The organism is Bacillus sp. 105MF (assembly GCF_000374885.1).
In the GTDB taxonomy this organism is placed as follows: Bacteria; Bacillota; Bacilli; order Bacillales; family Bacillaceae_G; genus Bacillus_A; species Bacillus_A pseudomycoides.
Map to the genome: position 1 here is coordinate 1 of NZ_KB895595.1, position 23,386 is coordinate 23,386.

At 33.3% G+C, this 23,386-nt stretch carries 35 protein-coding genes and 1 pseudogene; 18 read left to right on the plus strand and 18 right to left on the minus strand.

Features of this window, described 5'->3' with window-relative positions; genetic code table 11:
* Positions 1-155 precede the first annotated feature (155 nt).
* The 8 genes from C564_RS0126415 to C564_RS0126455 form a co-directional block, all read right to left on the minus strand.
* On the minus strand, positions 156-449 hold the full coding sequence (locus tag C564_RS0126415; RefSeq protein ID WP_018767426.1) for a hypothetical protein: 294 nt from the start codon (positions 447-449) through the stop codon (positions 156-158).
* Positions 450-474: 25 nt separating this feature from the next.
* Positions 475-714, minus strand: coding sequence for a hypothetical protein (locus C564_RS0126420; RefSeq protein WP_018767427.1), 240 nt, complete (start codon positions 712-714; stop codon positions 475-477).
* Positions 715-740: 26 nt separating this feature from the next.
* The gene (locus C564_RS0126425) at positions 741-1,280 is read right to left on the minus strand and encodes a hypothetical protein (RefSeq protein ID WP_018767428.1); all 540 of its coding nucleotides are present in this window, start codon (positions 1,278-1,280) and stop codon (positions 741-743) included.
* 591 nt (positions 1,281-1,871) lie between these two features.
* On the minus strand, positions 1,872-2,120 hold the full coding sequence (locus C564_RS0126430; RefSeq protein ID WP_018767429.1) for a hypothetical protein: 249 nt from the start codon (positions 2,118-2,120) through the stop codon (positions 1,872-1,874).
* 41 nt (positions 2,121-2,161) lie between these two features.
* Positions 2,162-2,800, minus strand: a complete 639-nt coding sequence (locus tag C564_RS38285) for a hypothetical protein (protein WP_018767430.1) — start codon at positions 2,798-2,800, stop codon at positions 2,162-2,164.
* A 75-nt stretch (positions 2,801-2,875) separates the two neighbouring features.
* Complete coding sequence (locus C564_RS0126440) at positions 2,876-3,400, minus strand: hypothetical protein (RefSeq protein WP_018767431.1); 525 nt, start codon at positions 3,398-3,400, stop codon at positions 2,876-2,878.
* A gap of 276 nt (positions 3,401-3,676) precedes the next feature.
* Positions 3,677-6,397, minus strand: coding sequence for a SpaA isopeptide-forming pilin-related protein (locus tag C564_RS0126450; protein ID WP_018767433.1), 2,721 nt, complete (start codon positions 6,395-6,397; stop codon positions 3,677-3,679).
* Positions 6,398-6,529: 132 nt separating this feature from the next.
* The gene (locus C564_RS0126455) at positions 6,530-6,730 is read right to left on the minus strand and encodes a helix-turn-helix transcriptional regulator (RefSeq protein ID WP_018767434.1); all 201 of its coding nucleotides are present in this window, start codon (positions 6,728-6,730) and stop codon (positions 6,530-6,532) included.
* 164 nt (positions 6,731-6,894) lie between these two features.
* On the opposite strand from C564_RS0126455, the gene C564_RS0126460 reads away from it, so the two are divergent.
* Positions 6,895-7,392 carry a helix-turn-helix domain-containing protein gene (locus C564_RS0126460; RefSeq protein ID WP_018767435.1) on the plus strand — a complete coding sequence of 166 codons (498 nt, stop codon included), beginning with the start codon at positions 6,895-6,897 and terminating at the stop codon, positions 7,390-7,392.
* Positions 7,393-7,737: 345 nt separating this feature from the next.
* Entirely contained in the window at positions 7,738-8,682 is a 945-nt protein-coding gene (locus tag C564_RS0126465) for a hypothetical protein (RefSeq protein ID WP_018767436.1), read from the plus strand.
* A 73-nt stretch (positions 8,683-8,755) separates the two neighbouring features.
* Here the strand turns inward: C564_RS0126465 and C564_RS0126470 are convergent, their stop codons facing one another.
* Positions 8,756-9,208, minus strand: coding sequence for a DnaD domain protein (locus C564_RS0126470; protein WP_018767437.1), 453 nt, complete (start codon positions 9,206-9,208; stop codon positions 8,756-8,758).
* Between the two features lie 1,096 nt (positions 9,209-10,304).
* On the opposite strand from C564_RS0126470, the gene C564_RS0126475 reads away from it, so the two are divergent.
* From C564_RS0126475 to C564_RS0126490, 4 genes are all read left to right on the plus strand, one after another.
* Positions 10,305-11,498 (plus strand): ParM/StbA family protein, encoded by a 1,194-nt coding sequence (locus C564_RS0126475; RefSeq protein ID WP_018767438.1) that lies wholly within the window; start codon positions 10,305-10,307, stop codon positions 11,496-11,498.
* Positions 11,499-11,512: 14 nt separating this feature from the next.
* Positions 11,513-11,947, plus strand: a complete 435-nt coding sequence (locus C564_RS0126480) for a hypothetical protein (protein WP_018767439.1) — start codon at positions 11,513-11,515, stop codon at positions 11,945-11,947.
* Between the two features lie 27 nt (positions 11,948-11,974).
* A complete protein-coding gene (locus C564_RS0126485; RefSeq protein WP_018767440.1) occupies positions 11,975-12,247 on the plus strand; it encodes an RNA chaperone Hfq in 273 nt (90 codons plus the stop codon).
* A 69-nt stretch (positions 12,248-12,316) separates the two neighbouring features.
* A complete protein-coding gene (locus C564_RS0126490) occupies positions 12,317-12,583 on the plus strand; it encodes a hypothetical protein (RefSeq protein ID WP_018767441.1) in 267 nt (88 codons plus the stop codon).
* A gap of 83 nt (positions 12,584-12,666) precedes the next feature.
* Here the strand turns inward: C564_RS0126490 and C564_RS36400 are convergent, their stop codons facing one another.
* From C564_RS36400 to C564_RS37780, 4 genes and pseudogenes are all read right to left on the minus strand, one after another.
* Positions 12,667-12,804, minus strand: coding sequence for a hypothetical protein (locus C564_RS36400; protein ID WP_018767442.1), 138 nt, complete (start codon positions 12,802-12,804; stop codon positions 12,667-12,669).
* Position 12,805: 1 nt separating this feature from the next.
* Positions 12,806-13,900 (minus strand): response regulator aspartate phosphatase, encoded by a 1,095-nt coding sequence (locus tag C564_RS0126500; protein WP_018767443.1) that lies wholly within the window; start codon positions 13,898-13,900, stop codon positions 12,806-12,808.
* 123 nt (positions 13,901-14,023) lie between these two features.
* On the minus strand, positions 14,024-14,218 hold the full coding sequence (locus tag C564_RS0126505; protein WP_018767444.1) for a helix-turn-helix domain-containing protein: 195 nt from the start codon (positions 14,216-14,218) through the stop codon (positions 14,024-14,026).
* Between the two features lie 184 nt (positions 14,219-14,402).
* Positions 14,403-14,597: pseudogene (locus C564_RS37780) on the minus strand (alpha/beta hydrolase); the annotation flags it as partial.
* 226 nt (positions 14,598-14,823) lie between these two features.
* On the opposite strand from C564_RS37780, the gene C564_RS0126510 reads away from it, so the two are divergent.
* The 5 genes from C564_RS0126510 (at position 14,824) to C564_RS0126530 (ending at position 17,573) form a co-directional block, all read left to right on the plus strand.
* Positions 14,824-15,087 (plus strand): hypothetical protein, encoded by a 264-nt coding sequence (locus tag C564_RS0126510; RefSeq protein WP_018767445.1) that lies wholly within the window; start codon positions 14,824-14,826, stop codon positions 15,085-15,087.
* A gap of 163 nt (positions 15,088-15,250) precedes the next feature.
* A complete protein-coding gene (locus C564_RS0126515; RefSeq protein ID WP_018767446.1) occupies positions 15,251-15,547 on the plus strand; it encodes a hypothetical protein in 297 nt (98 codons plus the stop codon).
* Between the two features lies 1 nt (position 15,548).
* The gene (locus C564_RS0126520; protein ID WP_018767447.1) at positions 15,549-15,734 is read left to right on the plus strand and encodes a hypothetical protein; all 186 of its coding nucleotides are present in this window, start codon (positions 15,549-15,551) and stop codon (positions 15,732-15,734) included.
* 101 nt (positions 15,735-15,835) lie between these two features.
* The gene (locus tag C564_RS0126525) at positions 15,836-17,017 is read left to right on the plus strand and encodes an FtsK/SpoIIIE domain-containing protein (protein ID WP_018767448.1); all 1,182 of its coding nucleotides are present in this window, start codon (positions 15,836-15,838) and stop codon (positions 17,015-17,017) included.
* On the plus strand, positions 16,956-17,573 hold the full coding sequence (locus C564_RS0126530) for a replication-relaxation family protein (RefSeq protein ID WP_018767449.1): 618 nt from the start codon (positions 16,956-16,958) through the stop codon (positions 17,571-17,573). The genes C564_RS0126525 and C564_RS0126530 overlap by 62 nt, the downstream gene beginning before the upstream one ends.
* A 100-nt stretch (positions 17,574-17,673) precedes the next feature.
* On the opposite strand, the gene C564_RS0126535 is transcribed toward C564_RS0126530, so the two are convergent.
* Positions 17,674-18,216: a hypothetical protein gene (locus C564_RS0126535; RefSeq protein ID WP_018767450.1), complete on the minus strand. Its 543-nt coding sequence runs from the start codon at positions 18,214-18,216 to the stop codon at positions 17,674-17,676.
* Positions 18,217-18,260: 44 nt separating this feature from the next.
* Positions 18,261-18,470, minus strand: a complete 210-nt coding sequence (locus C564_RS0126540; RefSeq protein ID WP_018767451.1) for a helix-turn-helix domain-containing protein — start codon at positions 18,468-18,470, stop codon at positions 18,261-18,263.
* Between the two features lie 508 nt (positions 18,471-18,978).
* On the opposite strand from C564_RS0126540, the gene C564_RS0126545 reads away from it, so the two are divergent.
* The 7 genes from C564_RS0126545 to C564_RS0126575 all read left to right on the plus strand — a co-directional run bounded on the left by C564_RS0126545 (position 18,979) and on the right by C564_RS0126575 (position 21,739).
* Positions 18,979-19,227, plus strand: coding sequence for a hypothetical protein (locus C564_RS0126545; protein ID WP_018767452.1), 249 nt, complete (start codon positions 18,979-18,981; stop codon positions 19,225-19,227).
* A 91-nt stretch (positions 19,228-19,318) separates the two neighbouring features.
* On the plus strand, positions 19,319-19,555 hold the full coding sequence (locus tag C564_RS0126550) for a hypothetical protein (RefSeq protein WP_018767453.1): 237 nt from the start codon (positions 19,319-19,321) through the stop codon (positions 19,553-19,555).
* On the plus strand, positions 19,545-20,543 hold the full coding sequence (locus tag C564_RS0126555) for a DUF3895 domain-containing protein (RefSeq protein ID WP_018767454.1): 999 nt from the start codon (positions 19,545-19,547) through the stop codon (positions 20,541-20,543). Before C564_RS0126550 ends, C564_RS0126555 begins: the two co-directional genes overlap by 11 nt.
* Positions 20,544-20,561: 18 nt before the next feature.
* Positions 20,562-20,813 (plus strand): DUF2187 family protein, encoded by a 252-nt coding sequence (locus tag C564_RS0126560; protein ID WP_018767455.1) that lies wholly within the window; start codon positions 20,562-20,564, stop codon positions 20,811-20,813.
* On the plus strand, positions 20,795-20,965 hold the full coding sequence (locus tag C564_RS36995) for a hypothetical protein (RefSeq protein WP_018767456.1): 171 nt from the start codon (positions 20,795-20,797) through the stop codon (positions 20,963-20,965). Before C564_RS0126560 ends, C564_RS36995 begins: the two co-directional genes overlap by 19 nt.
* A gap of 35 nt (positions 20,966-21,000) precedes the next feature.
* Positions 21,001-21,297: a hypothetical protein gene (locus C564_RS0126570; protein ID WP_018767457.1), complete on the plus strand. Its 297-nt coding sequence runs from the start codon at positions 21,001-21,003 to the stop codon at positions 21,295-21,297.
* 31 nt (positions 21,298-21,328) lie between these two features.
* Positions 21,329-21,739, plus strand: coding sequence for a hypothetical protein (locus C564_RS0126575; RefSeq protein WP_018767458.1), 411 nt, complete (start codon positions 21,329-21,331; stop codon positions 21,737-21,739).
* A 164-nt stretch (positions 21,740-21,903) separates the two neighbouring features.
* On the opposite strand, the gene C564_RS0126580 is transcribed toward C564_RS0126575, so the two are convergent.
* The 3 genes from C564_RS0126580 to C564_RS0126590 form a co-directional block, all read right to left on the minus strand.
* Positions 21,904-22,386, minus strand: coding sequence for a hypothetical protein (locus C564_RS0126580; RefSeq protein WP_018767459.1), 483 nt, complete (start codon positions 22,384-22,386; stop codon positions 21,904-21,906).
* 138 nt (positions 22,387-22,524) lie between these two features.
* A complete protein-coding gene (locus tag C564_RS0126585; protein WP_018767460.1) occupies positions 22,525-23,172 on the minus strand; it encodes a hypothetical protein in 648 nt (215 codons plus the stop codon).
* 34 nt (positions 23,173-23,206) lie between these two features.
* Positions 23,207-23,386 carry a hypothetical protein gene (locus C564_RS0126590; protein WP_018767461.1) on the minus strand — a complete coding sequence of 60 codons (180 nt, stop codon included), beginning with the start codon at positions 23,384-23,386 and terminating at the stop codon, positions 23,207-23,209.

The window sequence follows — 23,386 nt, forward strand, 5'->3', positions numbered from 1 at the left end:
TCTGAAAACTTTTAATCTCTGGTATTGTACTTTTGGTAAACATGACTTCTAACATAAATTGTGTCCTCCTCCCCTTTCTAACGCTCTACATTGGCATATAAAAAGAAGCTATACAATTGCATAGCTCCTTTTTCAAAACGTATTTTGTTGTATCTTCACATCCAAAAGAATAAAATGGATCCAAACTTAATATTACTATTAATGCCTTCTGCTAATCCCTTTGCACCCATTACAACAACCAATCCTATAGCGGCTCCAATAAACCAACCTTTACTCTGGTGCCTCCCTCTTTCTCCACCCCAGATAAGGTAGTAACCACCGATACAAAATGCGATTGCCGCACTAATGAGTCCTAAACGTTGTGCCCAGGTTAAAACTGCTTCACCTGTGCTAACTAAACTAGACATGCCATCCCCGGCACCTAAAATTAAGTTATTTAATTTAAACATACCCTACACTCTCCTTATATTTAAGTTATACAACTTCACTTGATTGAGAAGGATCTATCGAACATTCAGGTGCCCTACCTTGACCTTTTTCTTCTCCTACAAATAGAGTGAGTGCTTCTAAGATTAATTCTTGATTTCCTTCAATGAACTGTTGATGTTGTGCGTGTAGCCAATTTTGATAACTTTCTCCTTTGACCTTCAGTAACTTTTCTACCAAATCTCGCGATTTCTTTAAATCACGTTGTGTAACAGTTGGAATAGGCAATTTATCACACCGCCTTTCAATTCTATTTAAATATCATAATTCTTCTTCATGTCCTTAACAAAATCTTCAAATTCTTTTTGAAAAGATTGAAGTCCCTTATTAGTTGTATCAGATTGATCAAATTTAATTTCTCCTACTTCGTTTCCTTTATAAAAAAACTTAATTGAATTCCCACCCTGAAACATTTTTGTAGCTTGTAGTGCAACTCCCTCAATTTTCTCGTCAGTATTTACATCTACCATAACTGTTGCCTCATTACTGTAACCCCATACTAATCGTTCGTATGCATTAATATTTACTCCTAAATCTTCCATAACATCCTTCATTTGTGTTTCATATAATTTAAGTCTATCTTGTTCACGTTTTTCTACTTCTTTTCCATAAGAATACACAAATTTTGTTTCTTTATTTTTCTTAATGTTTACTACATCTTGATGCTTTACTTTAATAAATTCCCCTCTTCCTTTGACACTATCTTTACTATTAGAAAATACCAGTGTGGAACCAATCCCTAAGATTGCAACCAATGCAACAATAACGGCAATGATTTTTGATTTTTGAGTCATAATTTGACCTCCCTATTAGTATTAAACAAGCGATTTTGGAGTCTACTGAGAGTTCAGATCGTTTCTCCACATCTGGTTATTATTATAGCAAGAATATTGGGAAAATATCGATTAATTACCATTTATGGCTGATATGGTAAACCCTATATTGGCATGCATATCAGAAACAATCCCGACTCGCCTCTGATAAGCCCAATACTGCACAACGTTTTGGCATGTACGTAGAACCTTGTGTATCTACTGTTTTTCATTTTCATCGCTTCTTTAGAATGTCACACTGGGATATTCCTCACGATTACTTACTCCTACAGATAATGGATACACCGTATCTTTCCCGTGGTCACAGGTGTGTTTTACGTACGCACACACCGAACAATGAATCAATCGTATACCCAAACCCTTCTAGTGACCGTTTCGAAAGGGGGCACGCATGTGAAGTTTTCAAAGGGCAATTGTGCTTTGATAAGGAAAAACTTTCGTTTTGAACGTCTATAAAAATAGTTACGAAATTGTTGGTTTTTCCATTATCATCGGATAAAGCTATCTATCTCAGCACACTCCAAAATCGCTTGTTTGTTCTCAAAAATCGTTTTATTTCCGCCGTTGGCGCACGGTTGTCAATTCATCATTCTGGTTTCTTCTCTTGGCAATTATTTTTTGCTTTTCATCCCTGACTGAACGGACACGGTAATAGATCTCTGCGACCCTCTCAATGTTTCCTGTCGTATCTTCTACCGCTACCGCTCCTTTTAGCTGATACACTTTGCCATCGAATGTTTTGACACTTTGTGCACGTGACGACGATATATCATAGAATGCAAGTCTTTGCTCTTTTCCCATGTCTATCGTCTCCTTTGCAAGGTAAGATGTTTTTGATTTGTCTACCTATTCTGGAAATTCATTTGATGAATTGCACTTCTTAATGTACTCACAATCCCAACTCTAGTTGCTCGCGATCTGGATGTTGTGATGAAACTGTAATAAGATGGATGTTCCGACCCTATTTCCTCCGCAAGGTGTTGTAAAAAATCTTCATTTTCCATTGCTGTATCAATGAATGAAAAGACATTTGCTAGCTCGACACAAATTAACTCTTTTGTTGGAGGAGTATCATATAGTAAAATTCCGACCAACAAATCTCGTGCGGAATCTTCCCAAAATGGATCTTTTGTTTGGCTCCTTGGAATTACCTTCTTTGCTATTGATACTGCTTGCGTGTATACATCTGGAATTTCATATTGTAAAATTGCTGGTTCATTTAATTGCTTAATACCTTGCCAATAGGACTGTACTGCTAATTCTGCTTGTGCCTCAGAAGAACACGATTGGATTTCTGGCAAAAAACTCTTCCCTTCGTATTCAAATAATTTTTCTTCCTGAAATACCTCTGTTTCATGTTCTGCAAGTTCTCGATGAATAAGGTATTGGCTTTCAGCGATTTTTTCAATCAGGTAATTAGCTGGTTTTATTTTCATGTTTTGAAATTCCATAGCGTTCGCTTCCATAAGTTTCATAGACATGCATATTCCCCTTCCTGAGATAAAAAAGCAATAAATTCATTTTCAAGTCAACTAAATACACACATAGGAGCTAGTTTAGACACATTCTCGCCTTTCTTCTGTCCGCTCGTAATACTCATGTACGACGCTACAAGCAAGGCTAATTGTTGCGTATTCTGAAATATCTTCTTCAGAACACTTCAGCAACTGATAGGCTGGATGATTTTGATTTAAAACTCCCATAATGTGAGAAAGAACATAAGGGTTTCTTTCTAATTCTTGTAAAAAAATCTGTAAGTCAGCAGGTGTCACTTCCTGTTCCTCGTCCCTGGGCAAAATATTGAGATACAACATGCTTCCTGTGATGAAATCTACAACTGCATCTTCCCAAAAGATTGGAGAATTTAATTGATAAAACGAGCTCTCTTTTACCATCTTCTCCGCATGCGCCCTAGCAAACACTTCTAGTGGATTCCACTTTCCAGCCTTAACCTTTCTTATATCAATTGTCACAGTATTGTTTTGTTCATATCCATCTAACTCTTTTAGGATTGGAAGATATATAGGAGTAGATGCTCTCCCAATATACATTCCATCCTCTACAGCACTTATTTTCTTCATACCAAGTTCCTCCTTGTATTTTGATAGTCTTGTAATAACCTCATTACAGTGAGAATGATTGAGTACGGGAAGCAAATAAGAGTATCACTCTGAAGATGTCATTTTTCATGTGAGACAAAAGAAAAGGAGTAGCCCCCAAATGGGGAAAGCAAATAATGACGCATATATACATCCTCGAAAGAAAGCGAATGGATCATCTTCCTTTTCACTAAAATGCACTGAATGCTGTTCTAATTTGTACATGCTATCTTCTCCTCTTCCTTTATCTATTTTTCATCACTTCGTGTTCTTACGTGTTTTAAGTGCATAGACAGCCCCTAGAAGGCTTGCCGCAACTAAACCTAACCCAATCCACTGCAAGTAAGATGTATCCTTACCACCAGTCTCTGGGAGCTTCCCTTCCACTTTCTGTGATGCTTTTTGTTGTTCCTGTGTTACTTGTTGTACCTTCACCGGTGTTGGCTTTTCTGGTGTAGATGGCTGGGGTTTTACTGGTTGCTCTGGTGTTTGGACTTTCTCGTCTTCCACCTTATGTCTCAAAATCTCACCATCTGTTTTAATTTCAAACTCAAAAATTGTTTCATTGATTTTATATCCGTTCGGTGCTTCCACTTCTCGGTACGTATACTTCCCAGCAGGTAATCTCTCAAATTTCGCTAGTCCCTTGCTGTCTGTCACACCTGAAACGACAACTTTCTCATTTTGATAGATTTCAAACTTCGCATTCGGAAGAAGCTTTCCGTCAGCTACATCCACTTTCGTGATGTAGAGTGAGCCGTAGATTTTCTTGTTTGTTGCTTCAAGAGAAATCGTTTCTCCATCTTTTTTCACAGAGAAAGGAATTTCTTTTGTACTCAGTACATAACCAGCAGGTGCTTGTTTCTCAATGAACTTGTAGCCGTCTCCAAATGGAAGATTTTCTACTACAATTTCACCATTTTCATTCGTTGTGTACTCGCCTACTAGCTTGCCTAATCCATCTTGTAATTCATATACAGCATGTGCAAGTTTCTTATTTTTGTCCTCTTCATCTACTTTCACAAGACGAACGTTCGCTTTTGCAATCTTGTTTGTTACAAGATACTCATATTTCTTACCGTTTTCCTGAATCTTGATGATGTGCTTAGCATCGTTCAAAACAAGATGTGGCAACGTTTTTGATTCTCTAAAAGAGTATGTGCCATACTCTAAATTCTCAATGTGTGCCGTGCCATCTTTCCCAGTCAAGACTTTCTTGATTTCCTTATCGTTACGGTCATACAATGTAAACTCGACACCTTCAATCGGCGTACCATTTTCATCTTGCTTTTTGATCAGAACATCCGCTTTAATGAGACGGTTCATAACATCAAACTGAAGCGTTTTTCCATTCTCTGTAATAGAAAACGGATATTTTTTATCATTTTTCACATAGCCTTCTGGCGTTGCTTCTTTGAAGTAGTAGTCGCCATATTTCAATGCGTCACTCGTTGCAATTCCATCTTTGTTTGTCTTGATTTTTGCAACCTCTTTGTCACCTTTCGCAGTGTAAATGATGAAAGAAACATCTTTCATTGGTTTCTTTCCGTCATCCACCTTACTAATCGAAATCTTCCCAAGAATCAGTTTATTTATGATATGCTTCGATACAGTCTTCCCGTTCTCAGTGATTTGGAAAGGGTATTTTGTATCATCAGAAACAAATCCTTGTGGTGCCTTTGTTTCTTGTACGAAATAGGAAGTGCTGTATGGTAAGTTTTCGAATGTTACTTTACCAGCTTGATCTGTAACAGCCTTTGCTACTTCTTTTTTACCATCAAAAACAGTAAACTCTACACCCTGTAGAGGCTTTTTCTCTTCATCTGTTTTCAAAACAGAAAGATTGCCACGAATTTTTTTGTTCGTAACAGAAACCGTTGCTTCTGAAGCTGTTTGAACTTCTACCGCTTTCTCTTCACCAGATAGTACGTATCCTTCTGGTGCTTTGACTTCTTTTACTTTGTATGTATGTCCGCTCGGTAAATCGTTTAAGCGAGCAACGCCATCATTTCCTGTTGTGATTGAAGTCACTTTCTCACCAGCATCATTAAATACATCAAAAACCGCCCCAGCTAATGGTTCACCCTGTTCTCCTATCTTCTTAACAAGTAGAGAGCCTTTGGATTCCCAATTCACCATGAAATCAGCGGATACTTTTTCTTCACTACGTTCTAACACGACAGTTGCATCTTGGATAACGTCTGTTCCTTTGAATGCAACCGCTTGAAGCTTACTTAAATTTGAAATCACCTTAAGTGAAAATTCTCCAGTTTTGTTGTTTTTTGGAATTAATAGGCGAAACTTTTCCCCAACAGAGAACGAATCTTTGGCTTCCCCATTTTCATTTACAATTTTCACACCGTTTGGTGCATTGTTTGTTTGAACATGGAAGGAACCTTTCGCATTCGTTTCTACCGTGTATAGGTTCGTTTGGAAGTATTCTCCGACTAATTCAGCCTTTTGTTTTTCGACTGGAACAACATTCATATACATATCTTGTGTTTCTTGAGATGCATTCGCTGCTTGAATAATCGCTTTAGCTGCTCTCTCAACGTTCTTATTCGTATGAGTCAGCTCATTCACGTCTAATGACCCCTGGGCATTCCATACTGCTAACTGTGTGGCATAATGCGATTCCTCCCAAGTTGATAAGCCTAACTGTTCAGGCGTTTTTTGTGGATATCCGTTTAACAAGACACGGTACACCACATCATCCGTCTTCCCATTCTCTGGTAGATCATCCCCTGATGGACTTTTGAGGCCTAACGACATACAGTACGCAATGACGTTATTGGCAGTCATAATCAACTCTGTTCGAATTGGTTTGCCAAGGGTATTGCTGTAACTCCAGTCCATTTGATATTTCTGATGATTCATTACTTCTGCGCTTGCAGGTCGAATGGGCAAGAAAAAGCTCATTATCAACATACATACGCTCATGAAAACAGCAAACGACTTTAGATAAAATGGCTTTGGCATCGTAATAGCTCCTTAATGTGCATTTAATTGTCAAAGATCAGTATTTCCATTTGAATTGTTAATTTTTTTTACTATAATTAATTTTATATAGTTACTTTGTATCTTTATTAAAACAAAGTAACTCTTTTTAAATTATTCTCGAACCCTATAATAAGTTGGTATAAAAAAGTATTCTACAGGTTGATTGAAAATAGCAGAGATCTTTTCTGCTCGTTCTGCATTCACTCCAGATTTCCCTTTTTCAATAGCGTGTAATACTTGGGGTTTAATGTGTAGCTTTTGGGAAAGGTTTTCTAAAGAAAGCGATTTATTCACCCTTTCTCGGTACAACATAGTTAATTCAACCTCCTTTCTTTCGATTTAACTACATTATACATCACTTAAAAAGTGAAATCAACTATTTATTAGTATTTTTTTAAAAAATAAATCCAATGTAGTTAAAGGTAACTACATTGGACTATATCTTTACAAGATATTAATTAGAAAGGAATTGAAATATGAGTATTTTTGGTGCCCGTGTAAAAACTTTACGCTTAGATCGCGGATGGAGTATGAAACAATTGGGAGAAGAAGTTAGTAAATTATCTGGATCTCCCTTACCACAAACAACTATATCTAACTGGGAGAATAAAGGTTCAGAACCTCCATATAATATTCTGGTTTTTACTGCTACAGCATTAGAGGTAAGTACAGATTATTTACTTGGAAAAACAGAAGAATTACAATTTGAACAACATACTTTAAAACACGCTGAACCAACACATCCAAACTACACAGAACATGTTATCAACATAGATAACAATATTAATTCATCTTTACAATCCTTAATTCAAGAATTAAAACAAGAAATAAATAATTTACCTATAACAAAAAAAGATTCTATAGATGGTGATTTAAAAGAATACTTAGAATTCTTAGAGTATAAACAAGAGAAATTATTAACTGATTTTAAAACATTCTCAAAATACATTAAATATCAAATAAAAAATCTCTAGTAATAACTAGAGATTTTTTAAATTTATATGGTATTTAATTTAAATAAAACCATAACTATTATTGATATCCTTCAATAATAGTTATACAATAGAACATATACATAAAAACAACTACAATATAGTAAAAAAAACAAAAAATAAACCCTACCGCACACATTTTTAATTGGCATCTCACTTTGGCCGGTGAACCAATTAAAAACTCGATTAAAGTAGGGGGTTTATCTTTTATAATTATACTTGCTACGTAACCATTATAGCATGTAAAAATTATAATGTGAATAAAAACCTCTACTTTTCCAGCGTTTTTCTGTTTATTTGCGGTGGTAAAAATTAGGAGGTTTTTTCGTGTTAATAAAAAATTTTTTACTAAGCAAAGCCAAATCAGAACTAAGTCCTCGACTTAATCATTTATCCAAAAAGCCTGGTTCTATTAATAAAGCAATCAAAAAAGTTATCAAAGAGATTGATAATATCGTATTAGAACATGAAGGTTTTACCACTAAAGAATTTCTTGATTCAAATCGTAGATATCAAGCACTTGAAACAGTGTTATCTTTCCTAGTACAAGAAGGATATTCCCAAGTAAGACAAGACTATATTAGTAAAAAATCCGGAATTTCTAAACCACTTATTAATGAAATGATTGCTTGGCTAGAAGAAATCGGTGTGTGCCAGCAAATAAAAACTCGTAGAAGTGGGAAAAAAGCACCTTCCATCTATATTTTAGCGATCCATTCAAATTATATGGACATCATAAGCTACTTTAGAAATAAATGGGCTTTAGCAATCGAAGTGACAGCTACTTTTTCAAAGCTATTCCAAGAAAAGATATTCAAAAAAGAGCAAACTGAAGAATCTAAAGAGGAAAAACCAGAAAAACGTTCACAAGGTATTTGCCATTTCGATTTAAATACAAACCCTGAAACATCAGAAATCTTAGAAGAATACACAAGTTCAGATCAAAAACAGGTATATGAATACGCTAAAATTCGTTTTAAAAATCATTCCCATGTATCAGATGAAGATTGCTATAAAATCGCAATCAAAATGCCAAAATCTATGGATAAAACACAATTTGATGCTTTCTGTGAAACTTTAGAATGTTTAAATGTACAAGCATCATCTATAGATCATATAGCTGCATGGGTAGAAAATGCATATAAACTCATATATAAAGATCACTTACATAAACAAAAGCGCCAACAAAAGAAACAGGTAAAACAAAATAAATTCAATCTTATTGGCAATTTTGATATTTTCACAAAAGCGTTAGGAATTACATTAAAATAACCTTGCAAAAAAATCATGATGTTGCAAGGTTATTTGTTGTGCTTAAATTAGTAATTTCACAAAATTATTCACTCTAAATTTCATTTTGTTGTAGAAGTAATTTAGCATATTTCCCTAATTCTTGATCTGATACGCCTGATGCAACTGCCCTACGTAATTTACTGGCAATTTGCTTATCCCTTTGAGAGTTAATTACATATGTTTCATAGTTCGAATGTTCATATTCAATCATCTTAATTGCATAATCTACGGTATCAACATTATTCTTTGACCATTCCCAAGCGATTTTAGTAAAGGCAGCATCTAATGTTGATACTTTATCCCTACTTAAAAGTATATAATAATAAATTAATACATTAATAACGGAAACTGGCAAGCCATAATCTTTTGCTACTAAAATATAAGATACATCCATTTCAAAAGGTGCATAAACTATCATTGATTTATTAAAAGCTAATTCTGGTTTAGCCCTATGTATTCCACCTACAAGAACATCAAATTGTTGAATTACATCAGAAATCCCCATATAATCCTCCTCATTAACAAAATCTAACTATTATCTAGTATAGACGTATTTGGGCTAGATTCAAAAACATACTATTTCCCTTATATTTCGCCATCCCCTTAATCTATTAAATTCAGCGAAAACAGACACGACTCCCTAATCTTCCTTATAAAATCAAAGACCGTTAAACATCTGAATATTCGAAATATTAATTCGATACCTAGGTTTTTACTAAAGATTTTACTTTGAAATTTACTAAGCAATATCTTCTCAATCTCTTGATATAAAAGGCGTCAAGGCACTTTTTTTCATTCTAATGTTTTTAATGGTTTTAGTTTTTTTATTTTAAAACAAGTTATTAAAAAATATAGGATTTCTAACCTTCATTTAAAGTTTAATTTTTTTCTTTTTCTAGAACCCAAATTTCAAAATTGAATTCAACAAATCTACTTATCTTCCCTAATATTCGCTAAACCTTCTATTTTTGTTTTTCCACAAGATTAGTGTATTCTCCCTACTAAAACACAAAAAAACTGTTACAAGCCAATCTATGAGCTTAGAACAGTTTTTTTCTAGATACATGATCTTTTAAAAAAATTCGAAATGAGAGTCTTTTTCACAGAGCACCTTTTAGAACTAAATGAATATGTTTGGATAAGTTCTACCCTTGTGATAAAAATACTTATACCCGCTTGTGAAACAATTTCATAGATAAGTATTGTACTACAATACAACGTATCAAAATTTCAAGCAATCCGTAATGTGATTATAATAAGAATAATAAAAACCTCCCTCATCTAAAGATGTTAGTGACCATTTTTACACCTAATGGTTATTTTTTTGTTATTTAAAAGCAATCCAACTAACCGCCATTTAGTTATTTTAGGGTGCATTTTACAGGACGATACCATTTTGATAACCATTTAATCACACATAACCTTCCGTTAGGTATCAAATAGTTATTAAATTGTATGTAAATGAATGTTATTCGGTTGCTTTCTGCGGAAAAACATGGTAAAATAACATTAAGATACCAATAAGTAATCAATTTAAAGTTGTTTAGATTCCAGAAAGTTATCATAAAATTATATAAATGTTGTTAAAAGGAGAGATAAATATGAGTATGGTATTCAACTTAAAAGTAGATATTGGAAATAGTAAAGTTAAGTTCAAAATTGAAGAAGAGGTTCAGAAAGTCCCTAGTGTATATAAACGTTTGTTCGCACCTCTTACTCCAAACGAAACAGATATCGAAAAATGTGTTGTAAATTTACTAGACGAATTAAATGTACATATTACAAGTTCTTCGATTAAACGTAGTGGCCAATTTTTAGTTGGAAAACGCGCTATGAATTCTGCTAAGGATACAACAACAATGGATATTGAAGAAGGTGGAAAACATGAAGATGATCTACCTATTATTCATTTAGTTAGTATTGTGGCTGCAAAGGCAATTCAGAAGGAATTTGGAGAAACTAGAAACTTACCAAAAACACTTGATGTAAAAGTGAATCTAACTACAGCTATCCCGGCTAGTGAATGGAAACCAGAACATGCTAGAGAGCTAGAAAAAAGATTTGTAGAAAAGCCACATATTGCAATTGTAGATGTTGCTGAAGAAAAGGTGACAGTAACAGTTAATTTTGAAAAAGCAACGGTAACACGAGAAGGGATTCCGCCATTATTTAGAATGATCCGTGCAATCGCTGATGGCGATCACAAGATGTTTAGTAGATATGTAGAGTTTTGTAAAAATGAGTTAGGGTATAGTGAAGAAGAAATTCAAAAGTTATTAACTATTGAAGTGTTTTCGAAGAAGAAAATCCTTCATGGTGACATCGGCGATGGTACAACGGAGTACATCTATACAGATGGATTAAATCCAGTTCCGGATTCTTGTACAGGTGAACGTAGAGGGATTGGTCATGCTTTGTTAGAAGCTATAAAATTATTACAAAATAACAGACCAGGAATCGGAGAAATCACCCGTCAACAATTTGCTGAGTTTTTATTACAGGTAGAGCATAAATTTCATAAAGAAGCCAAAGGATTTTTCTATGAGACTCGTTTTGTGCAAGCTGAAAATATTTTAAGTGATATCCGTAAAAAATACAAAAACAACACGGCTAGTGAAGCTGAAGTAATTGCAATCTATGGTGGTGGATCAATCGCATTAGAGGATGACTTGAAAAAGGAATTAGTTTCATTCTGTAAGAAAAACAAACTGGAATTACTATGGATTCCAGCTGAATATGCTGTTGATATGAATATTGAAGGCTTAGATGTACTAGCAAATGAAGTGTTAGTTTAGGTAGGTGGTAAGATATGAAAACAAAAGGAAAGCCAGAACAATATGGATGGAAACTCAAAAAAGTAAATGATCTAGATTTTTGGGAATGGTACGAAAATCAAGATAATATAGGCGAATCATTAATTACTTTGGTACAGTTTTTCACTAAACAATACGGAACATTGGATGTAAAAAGCTTTGTAGCACAGCAAGCGATGCACAGGGATTTGTTAATGAAGGATGAATTTTATCGAGATTTTCAGCACATGAAGACCTTGTTGAAAAGTAATACAGTAATGAATGTTCCCAATGTGGATACTGAAAACACTCTTGTTCAACCTGTCGGTTCTTCTAAAAATGAATCAGTAGAAACAGAAAATACAAGTAAAGAAGAAGCGAAAACCGAATTGAAACAAGAACAACCAAAAAGAAATTTATTTAGTGGTGTAGATCGTAACAATCTTGTTTAAATAAAATATAATTTGGAGGAATTAAACATGTTTTTAAAATTTGATGCTATACTTCAATATTTAGATCATTGTAAAATGCCCTGTAAATTCATATTGCAAAACGGGAAAACCTTAAGTGGAATTATTGATGGACGTGATCCTTATATGATTTATGTACAGACAGATGATAAAACACATTGCATATTTAAAGGTTCAGTTATAGATTTAATCCCTGCTGAAAAATTAGATTTAAAGGAAATTAACAAAATAACATCCGAGTGGGAAAAATCAAAAGAAGCAAAAAGACAACAATACGTATAAATACAACATGGAGTGCTTATTTTTTAGGTACTCCATTTTTGTATTTTTGATAAAAAGAGGTGGATTTATATGGAATCGTCAGTCACTAAACATAACCAGTGGTTAAAATTTTTGCAGTCTTTGGGGTATTATACAGTTTTTGGGGGAGTGATATTTTTTGTATTATTTTTATTGAAAACTATAATTTTACAAGTAATAGGGCTCATATTAATTATAGCTTTTGTGGCGATTGGCTTTTATTTTTTAGGTTATTTACTATTAGGTATTTTTAGTTTATTAATTGTTGTGGGAAGTGTTATATGTACGATAAGTCTTTTAGTATATTTTCTCGCTTAATATGAGGATTTGGTGAAAGAGAAAAGGTAAGTAGTATCATTGAATTTAATAATGATACTACTTACCTTTTATTAACAATATCTTCAGCCAGTGTTGCCATCTGCATAACTTACAGTTGTATAGTTTACCTGTTGTGTATTTTCTGTTACAGGAGAGTGTAAGCCTAAAGTCATAATCCCCATTGCCATAACTCCTATTAAAATGACCTTCATTTTTTTCATTTTATTTTAAAGCCTCCTTTTCGAAAATTTTCTCTTTTGCTTCATAACTTAAAAAGAAATATGTACTGGCTTTTTCAAAATTTGCATCAGTATGAAATCTAACAGCTAATATTTCACTGTATTCTTGTACATACTCCCATAGGTTTTCGCTTTTAAAGTAGTCCATTCCTGCTAATATCTCTTTTTCTAAATTTTCGGTCGAATATTTTTTGCAAACTTTTTCCATAATCTTAAAACGATGTTGGTATTCAGAAAGTTCTAATCTATTACAAATTTGCATTCCCTTTTCAATAAGCTCTAGTGCAATTTCTGTTTCTTTTAAATTCATTCGTTGTTTCGCTTCAACGAATAGAGCTTTATAATTCTCTGGCATTTTCTCATTAACCTCGGATAAATATCTAATAGCTAAACTGGATTGTTTTTGTTCTGCATACATCAAGCCTATGTTTTGACGACTAACTAAGATATCACGCTCATTACCAAATTTGCGGAATAGTTCTATAGCTGAAATGAAATATTCTTCTGCTAATTTGTATTCTTTTAAATGAGTACAAGCTAATCCTAGGAGGTTGTTACAATAGGCTATTTTAAGTTCGCATTCATTATTTTTTAAGAAAATCTCTTTTGCAATTGTTACATATTTTGTCGCTAAAAGTACTTGGTAAATATGGTAATGAAATATTGCTAGATTATAGTAGAATTCGGCTTTTTCAAGTTCATCGGGAATATGAAAAAGTAAAGCTTCGGCTTTATTATAATGCTCTTCAGCCAAGGTATAACTTCCAATTGCTTTGGAATGGATAGCTTTGAAAAAGTGATAATAATATGCTAGGAAGTCTTCTTGTGGAGTTTCAAAAGTTTCAATGATATCAAAACTATTTTTGGAGACATTTAAATTATCAATTAAATACCCGTATCGGAAATTTAAAAGTGAATAGTAAAAAAGTAAACTTTGATTGTTTTTTAGTTTATCAAGATGCTTTTCAATCTCTTTTTTTGAACGTATAGATGTTTCTCTGTCCCTTGCACGGATCTGCAAATACCACTGATTTAATAATTCGGTAAGTTGTTCATTACCTTTTAATTGAACGTTCATATATTTCTCCCCCCGTCACCCCGTAAAATAAAGGGAATATTCTATTAATAAAATAATAACAGATAAACAAAAGAATAATATTGTTAATCTTTATGTTTCAAATTTTTTCTGAATATTCTAAAATTAAACGTTTTCGACTGTAAGTTGTGCTATTTTAATATTCAATGCAATAGCTATTCTCTTGATATTTGTATAAGTCAGATATTTTCGACAACCATTTTCAATTTGTGAAATAGTTGGTTGTGGAACACCTGATTTTTTTGCAAGATCTAGTTGAGTCCAGCCTTTTTCAATCCTCTTTTCACGTATTCTTTTCATCGTGAACACCTCCAATTCGATAATGAATTAAGTTATTATTTACATAGTAAAAGATATTATTGGTTTAGGGGAGGGGTATATTTTTACCCCTCCCCAATTTAGATTTTCTGTGTTATTATTAAATGTTTGTATTTTTGCGAAAATATAAAATGAAGGATGATATCAAATATCACCCTTCATTTTATTCTTTATTCTGTGAATATTTGATGTTGAAATGAACATCAACTGATTTTACTTTATAAAAGGAATCTATGTCCCTCAAATTTAGTGAAGTGTTAGAAAGAGAAGAATACTGAAATTCTTTACTTCGTTTTTTATGTAAATCATATAGGGCGTATCGGTCAATGAGTTTTGAAAAAATCAAATTAGCATCCTCCAAACTATATATAGTTTAAAATGCGGGTGAAATTCATGTTTTATCCATATCTAGTATAATGAACCTATCTTGGAATATCGAATGCAATTATTATCATATTTTTTCGCCTGGAATGATGTTTCTCAATAAGATCTAAATGAAGAATGAAGGGCATATTTTTCAATAAGGCGAATGAATAGCATGGTGATAGTCCCCTACTACATGTATCTAATTCGAAAGGAGTAATGATATGAAAAAGCTACTGTTAGGTTTAATCATGACAACTTTATTGGTGGGAATCAATGAACAAGTTTCAGCTGCTGCAACAATGATTGATTATGAAGAGGTAAAATTACCTTCAGATCTTGAATATACAATGTGTAGAAATTCAGGATATGTAACTGTACCTCTAGGAGCAAGACTTGGATTGTATATAGATTCTTATAGCGATGCGAATGTATTATGGTACCTTAAAGATAGTAATAATAACGTACATGATCATATAAGTTCTTGAATATTTAAACTGTTTAGGGTATGAGGTAGATGATACTTGATGAACGTCATTCTAAAATAGGAATGGCGTATTTTTGTACTTTTTTAAGGTACAAATTCGAAAAAGCGAATCACCATCATATGTATTAAATGCATCTAGAATTTTATATGGATGGTGAGAACATATGAGTCAATATCAAATGCTGTATAGTACACCTTATTTGTATTCTTCACAAACTTTGCGTCAAATGTACAAAAGGACAAAGAAAGAAGAGGATATTTGTGCTATACAAGAGCACATGCTTCGGCATGAAGTGTATTTAGATCGACAATACCGAGGTTACTATTATTTAAGCCAAAAAATTGAGGAATACCTAAATGATGACGAACATCCAATAACTTGGAATGAATTGCTCGATGATTATCAACTGTACAAAGATAATCAAGGAAATCTGTCTATTAAACCGAAAGGATGGGGCTAACATGACAATCATTGGAGAATTAGGGGTTGTGTATGGTGTCACAGGAGTTTCTGTTTTAGGAATAAAATTGCTGAAAAAGAAAGGTCTTTATCTTCCAGGTTGGTTGCTACGTGCGGGTCTTAAATGCTTGCTGATTGGGAGTGTTTGGTACGTTCTAATGGATATACTAGATGTGTTTCTACGCTAGAAGGGAATCTGGTAGTGGAAGGAAGTTGTGTGGCTGCATACAGACGAGAGATTTGTGGTGTGCCAGATAACCTCAACTACCTCTAAGGAGGTTTGGAGAATATGATGTCGTTGTTAGTTATTCCAGCAACCTTTCTTACTGTCGCTTATTTTTATCAAAATAAAGAGTTGAGTGATAAGAAAAAAATCAAAGCATTTTTTGAAATTACTAAAGTATGTGTGCAACATAAAGGAGAATATCAGTACCCTGTGTTTATCAAGCAAACAGAAGATAGCATGAGTAAAACCTATGTCTATGAGCTTCCATTAGGTGTACCCAGTCAATTGATACAGAAATTAGCGGAAGTGTTAGAAGAAGGCCTCTATAAGCCAGTTCGTATTTCCTTTCAGCAACGTGTCCTTCTTATTCGTGTGTTTGAAGAGAGTATTCCTGAAAAGTGGGATTGGTCTCTAGAATTAGTAAAGGGCAATACATGGAAAGTTTTGATAGGAAGAGCATTAGATCAATACATCTATCATGACTTTGAAAAAACACCGCATATGTGCGTAAGTGGTATGACGAGATTTGGGAAGACTGTTTTTTTGAAAAATGTAATGACGAGTTTGATTTTACAGCAACCACATAATGTGAAATTTTATATTATCGACTTGAAGGAAGGTCTAGAATTTAGTCCTTATAGAGATTTATTGCAGGTAGAAGAAGTGGCGGAGAACCCCATGCAAGCATTCGATATGCTGAATAGAATTCGGGAAAAGATGGTGGAACGAGTCGTACAAATGAAAGAATCGTATTTCACCAATATTGTAGATACCCCAATAAAAAAGCGGTATTTTATTATTGTAGATGAATCAGCGAATTTATGCCCTACACAAGGATTACCAAAACAAAAAAAGGATATGTTGTATATGTGTCAGGAAATGTTATCAGAGATTGCGAGGATTGGTGGTGCGTTGGGATTTAGATTATTATATTGTACACAATATCCCACTTCTGATACACTTCCTAGGCAAATTAAACAGAACAGTGATGCGAAAATTGGTTTTCGATTGCCTACAACAGTTGCTTCTCAAGTTGCCATAGACGAAGGAGGACTGGAAACTCTTCCCTCGATTGCTGGAAGAGCCTTATTCAAAACCGATCATGTAGAAGAAATACAAGTTCCGTATTTGTCTAATCAGTACATGGGGAAGTTGCTGAATCAATACAAGGTGGTGAAGCGAATTGAAACACCAAAGGCTCAAACAGAAAGCAAGACAGATCGAGATTTTATCGAGTTTAAGTAAGCTAGAATTTGCTTCTAGAAGGCAATTGCAAGCCATACATTGTCTAGGGAGTATACGAAATGCAAATCGTATCCTGAAGGATCTGAGACAGTACTGTCATGTTACTTCACACAATCGTGAGTTTGTGTATTATTTGAATAAAAAAGGGCTTGCTCTTTTAGGAATAGATGCAAAAGAAAGAAAAAAGAAACACCAATTGGAACACATATTATTAAGGAATGAAAGTTGGATGTGGCTTGGATTTCCAAAATGGAAAACGGAGCAAGTCATTACCTTCCGATATCAAGGAGAAGAAAAAACAATCATTCCAGATGCATTTTTCACAAAAGATAGTGTTCCTCATTTTGTAGAAATAGATCGTCTCCAACATATGAAAGAAAATGAGAAAAAACTACGTTATTATGGATATCTTACTAAGATTTATCAAAAGCAACAGAATATAGTACCTGTCATATTGTTTTTTACGATATCAGATTTCAGAGAAAAGAAATTAGAAAGTGATGCAATTAAATATAGTGTGTATGTACAGACATATTTACTAAGAGACGTGTTATAGATAACCTATATTGTTCTCTGCAACTAAATTACAGAAAACATGAAATCTTGGCAACTACACTAAAAAAGACTATATCTAATGGTATAGCTCATTTCTTGGTTTATTGAATAGTAACAATCACCGTATCAACTAACGGATTCACTGTATCAGACATTCGAATTAAACGCATTAAATAGTGAGCCGTTCCAATAAATTCTTCTGCTAGTATTTTTCCTTCTATGTGATAACAGAGAATTTTCATTTGAACCCGGAGAATATTTTGTTTGATCCATACGGGACTGTAAATATCTCCAAACTGAAAACATACAAATCGTTTTTCATTTGCTAAAGCTAGAATTTCTTCTGAAGTTATAGGAGAGCTTAGCACAATTTTCAAAGTTTCCCAATCTTCTTGTATATATTTGTTCAATTCCATAAAGGAAAACTGTTTTTGAAGAAATTTTTGGACATTAGTTTGTAATACATTCATGTTTAATTTAATACAATACATGTCTTCATTTTCAGTAATAGTATAAAGCAAAGGATTTAACATATATGCTTTGAAGAAATGTTGCTGAATATCTTCTACATTCACCTGATGATTGTTCACCTGTTTGGGTATATTTGCTACAGTAAGTAAACCTATTTGTAAATAGCTTCCCAAATTCACCACTCCTTACAAGAAATATAGCAACGAAGTTTCAGGCTTCATGACCAAAAATCGCTTTGTTTAATATTTTTACCTGTTAGCTTCTTTAAAGCTGTTACTATTTTATTGGCATTTTTAATAGATGGTGAAACACAGTCAATTTTAGCAAGGCGACTTATCGTTGAAGTCGTAAGCCCGCTGACCTTGGCGATATCAATTTGTTTTATGTTATGCTTATCAATAAATTTACCCAATTTAGAACGAGACAATTCAAACACCTCATCTACTTTTTACTAATAATTTGCACAAAAATCCCGTTTTCTAAACATCAAGAATAAAGCATTTTTTCGTAAGTTGTGCATATATTAGAAATAAAAGGGATATTAATTTGTAATTATTTTGTGGAATATAGCATACATAATAATAGCTACAAGATGCGGATACGCTGAAAATATAATTGCATCTTGTTGCAAAGGGTATGCTAACAAAATAAAAAGCTTAAACCCGTTGATATATAAGGGTTTAAGCTTTTCTATGTTTTGAATATTAAACATTATATAATTTTTAGAATGAAAGTTTAAAAGTAATTCGAGTCGAAAGACAAAGAATAGTAGGTTTGATTTTTGACTAAACAAATCAAAAATTTCACGTACCATATTAAGAACAAAAATGAAACCAGAAGAGAAAATAATGAGAATATTATTAAAAATAACACCAAAACACTAGACGGTTAATCTAGTGTTTTGGTATACTAAAGGTAGGAGGTGAAAAGTTAGATTGTACAACATTAACAGCAGGGAAGAACTTCAATCTTTTTTAAAAGATGAAATTTTAACATCAGAAGAAGCGAGAAAAGTATTAATTATTTCAAAACAGCGCATGTCCCAATTGCTAGCGGAAAATAGGATTATTCCTATTTCTAAAGTTGGGCAGGTGAATTTGTACTGGCGTAAAGATGTTGAGCTTTTAAAGAAAGAGTTAGTTCAATCAAGAAAAAAATATAGACCTCAACATCCATCTGAGTAAATAACAGAACGTAAAAAAGTCCTCTCAGCCTTGGACAGCAAATCGAGGACTTTTCACAAAACATTTTCAATTTAGAAAGGATGAGGGAACTATGTTCAACACTTTAAAAATCAAAAATGGTGAGTCCATTATAACACAAACTCACCCAGTAGAAAAAGATGGGGTTGGTATCAAACAGGCGATTTCAACGCATTACCGCGCAGTATGTGAATGGTTTGGAATTGAGGATTGCAAAGCATCTCAAATATGGTTTTTCGGATTTTTTGGAGTCTCCATATTTATGATGATTGTTACATATCTAATCGGTGGTATGTGTTATGGTTTCTAAAATCATACTGGATGATACAACAAGATCAAGCATACTTGCCTCTCTTACTGAAAAACAAAAAGGTTTTCTCGAACAACATGTAAAACGTGGCAAAAAAACTACTTTTGCCAATGTCATGGCTCTAGATAAGGGAATTGTACTTCCAAGCCATGCAACCGATGCTGAAATTCAGAACATTTTAGATGAGTGGGTATTAATAGAATACATTGATAATGGAGAAAGGAATGCCAATACACCTTGTGAGTGTGGTAGACCACTGCGCTATCAATACATCGTGCAACATCAAACAACAAAAGAAACCAGACGTTTTGGTATTACCCATTTTGCAGAACACACAGGTCTTCCAGCACACATCGTCAAACAAATCAAAGATGGATTTACAGTTATTGATTACGAACGTGATGAGCTACTTGTAAAGTTACAGAATCATTGGTGTTTAGAGGATGAGTTGTCTTATCTTCCAAATGAATTTACCTTTCCAACAGATCTACAGAAGCAATTAGATGCGGGGATACCACTCCTGGATACACAATTCAAACGGCTAAGAAAAGAGATATCTTTATTTTTGCAAGAATTGCATACACCTCCAAGACAAGCGGAACCCATACACGATATAGGAATGGCCTCAGATAGTAATGGGCAAGTTGTTTTGGACTTATTTCAAGAAATCGGTTATTCCATAGAACAACAAGAGAACGTTTCATGGGACTTAACATATGAACATCAAAAGGCCATTGAATCTTATCTTCGAAAAGGTGCATCTAGCGCTTGGGTGCTATGTGAATTGTTAATAAAAGAGCATGATGCTCCAAAAGACAGATATGCTTCAAGGAAACCGAAAATGTATGTTCCTGTTTGTATGTACTTAGATGAACTGGTGAAGCAAGGGACTATTAGATTGGTAGAAATTGATGGGAAATTAGACCGAATATATCAGTGGATAGGGATTTTCAAAGCTTATAAAGCTACAAAACTAATGACCGTATAACGAAAGGGGAAAATACTTATGAAGCAAGAAAAATACAAGGCTATGTTAGATGATGTTGTACAATTTTGTTACCGTAAGAATCCATCAATCATGTTAACAGGTTATGTAGTGAGTGTATTAGAAAACACTGTTATTGTAGATATATCAAACATGCAACATTCTTTTGATAAAGATATCGATATAAGACAAGTCGTACGTCATGGGAAGTATACAAAGGTTTCTAATGAAAAAATGGAACAGGGGGAACCACTTTGTACATTTTCGATGTAAATTATACGGTGAATGGTGAAGCGTATTTGAAGTCGTATTTACTTGCCCAACCAGAGGATGGTTTCCGTTTAAAGGAACAGATTCAAACTCTATTACACCTGGAACAACAAACACCTGTTGAAATTATTTCAACAGATTTAGAGGAAATCTGACCGATAATGTGAAATGGAAAAGGGAGTGATAAAGAATGCAGTCGATGGTAGAGCATATGAAGGAAAAACAACGGAAAGAAAAAATAGAAAAAATCTTTAATCATAAAATAAAAGGTGAAAGTTACTTTCAAGGTTCTTCTTATCAATGGAAGAAAATTGTGTTCCAACATTATAATCGGATGAAACGACAAGAATTGAAGATAGAACAACTCATTTCTATATTAGAAAAAGAAGGAATTCAATTTACACAGCATCGCTCACTAATACAATATCCAGTCATTGATTTTATAAAATATATTGCAAAGGTTTGTAAGGAAACCATAGAAATTTGAAATACAATCAAATAAGAGAGAAGGTGTAAACATGGAAATGGAAGCTCTTACAGGTTTGTTTTACCCTGTAATAAAAATAGGTATTTCAGCAATCGCATTCGTGGTGATAGTAAGAATTTTTTGGTGGTGGGTTTTTAAAAGAGAGGTTACTGGTTCTACCTCTTCAAAAAAATTAAAACAACAGCACTATATGGTCAATCTATCAAAGAATCAACTTTCAACAAACAACCTGGTGAAAAATAATAATTCCAATGTAACGAAAAAAAATGAGGATTCAGGCCTAATGCATACAATTGTAGCAACATCAATCATTGCTTCAACAATGGATAGTGCGAATGAAGATTCAAATCGTAACCATCATAATTCGCATCATCATCATGATTCAGGAAGTAGTAGTCACAGTAATGACTCAAATAGTAGCTTTGATAGTGGGGGATGGTAAAAAATAAGGATTAAATGTAGTAAAAAAGGCTCAAAAGTAAAATGAGCCTTTTTACTATGCTATGAATTTTATAAAATAGTATCCATGATTAATGGGATTGAGGTGTCAAAGACTAAGAAGGATGGATTTTAAAAAGCAACACTGTAGAAGGGTGCATTAAAAGATTAAGCTACTTGAATTAGTTCTGAAACAAAAGTTTGTATACGTCTATATAGAAGATAATAATATGCAAAGTATCCTGCTGCAACAAGCCATACAAGGACATTTAGTCCATACATTTCTAATCCAACGAAATCAAAGAATGTAGGCACAGCATAGAGAATAAAGATCATAAATAATCCGCAAAACAATTCACTTTGTTTCGATCGGCTCTTTAATTTTTCTATATTGCCACCTTTTGCATAAAAATGAACAATATTTTCGCAAATTTCTTCTGGATAAGAAAATACATCATGTAATCGATTGTAGCCATTATTTGTGACAACTTTTGCAACATCATGCATGCACCAAACATGACGATTCCAGATATGATAAAGTAAAGATTCTCCAAGCGGCTCTAAAAGCTTAAATACGCCATGGATAAACCAAAAGATTACAGCACATATAGTAAGCATAACTGTGGCTATTGTTGCTACAACATTACGCATTGATTCACCTCCTTCTATGAATTTACTTATATTTTACAGAAAAAACAGAATTTTTTTAAGTGTTTTTGTATTCAGTTAATTAATTTGTGGTTTGTTTTTTGGAAAATATTGAAGGGAATATTGGAATAGTTGCGTGTATTACTTTGTTATAACAGGATTAAATAACTGTAGAGATAGCTTTTTTAAGTGCTGTTTATACATATGGAACGGGTTAATTAATCGATTTACTTGTTTCTCTGTTAAATAAAATTCTGTAATCTTTTCTGGAATGCCCTCTGGAAAAGGAAAATTTTCTCTATATAACCTTGTTCGCTCCAGTGCAAGTTTTATGGACATTCTAACCCAATTTAATTTTACATCAACCATGTCTATATATTCTGGAAATACATAGTTTTTTCCATCATGAACATAATTCTTATTGTATTGAGTAAAGAAGGGTTGATTCTTATGATTTACATTTCTAACCCAGATTACTTCTTCTGTATTTAAGTACATTGTATTCTTCTTATCTTCTGATCGAAAATACATGGCACCACCTTCTTCGAATAACTTAGAGTTATATTCATTTAAAAAAGCAAAACAACCAGATGAGCTAGGATCATCAAAGTGAGGTTCTATAATCATATTTTCATTGTCTAAAAATTGATTATTGTTCGTTAACGTTGTGATCTCTACATCAAGAAATGGGAATGCATGACAAAAACAAGAAGAGTTGTATGGCTTTGTAAAAAACCCTTTATTATCAAAGCGAATTACTTTTGCAAACTCTATTTGTTTATTAAGCATCTATTTATCCGTCCTCCTTATAAGCTATTAATTCCTATACTTCTTTTATTGTAAAACCAAGTATTCCATCTTTTACTTTTATTGTATGAGTGCCTGACCAAAAGTTTTGAACCTTAAAATAGTACCATTCTCCATTTCTTCTTAAAAACTCCTTAATATCATAACCGTTTTTAATGAGATGATTTTGAATATCATTTCTTGTATTTCCAAACAT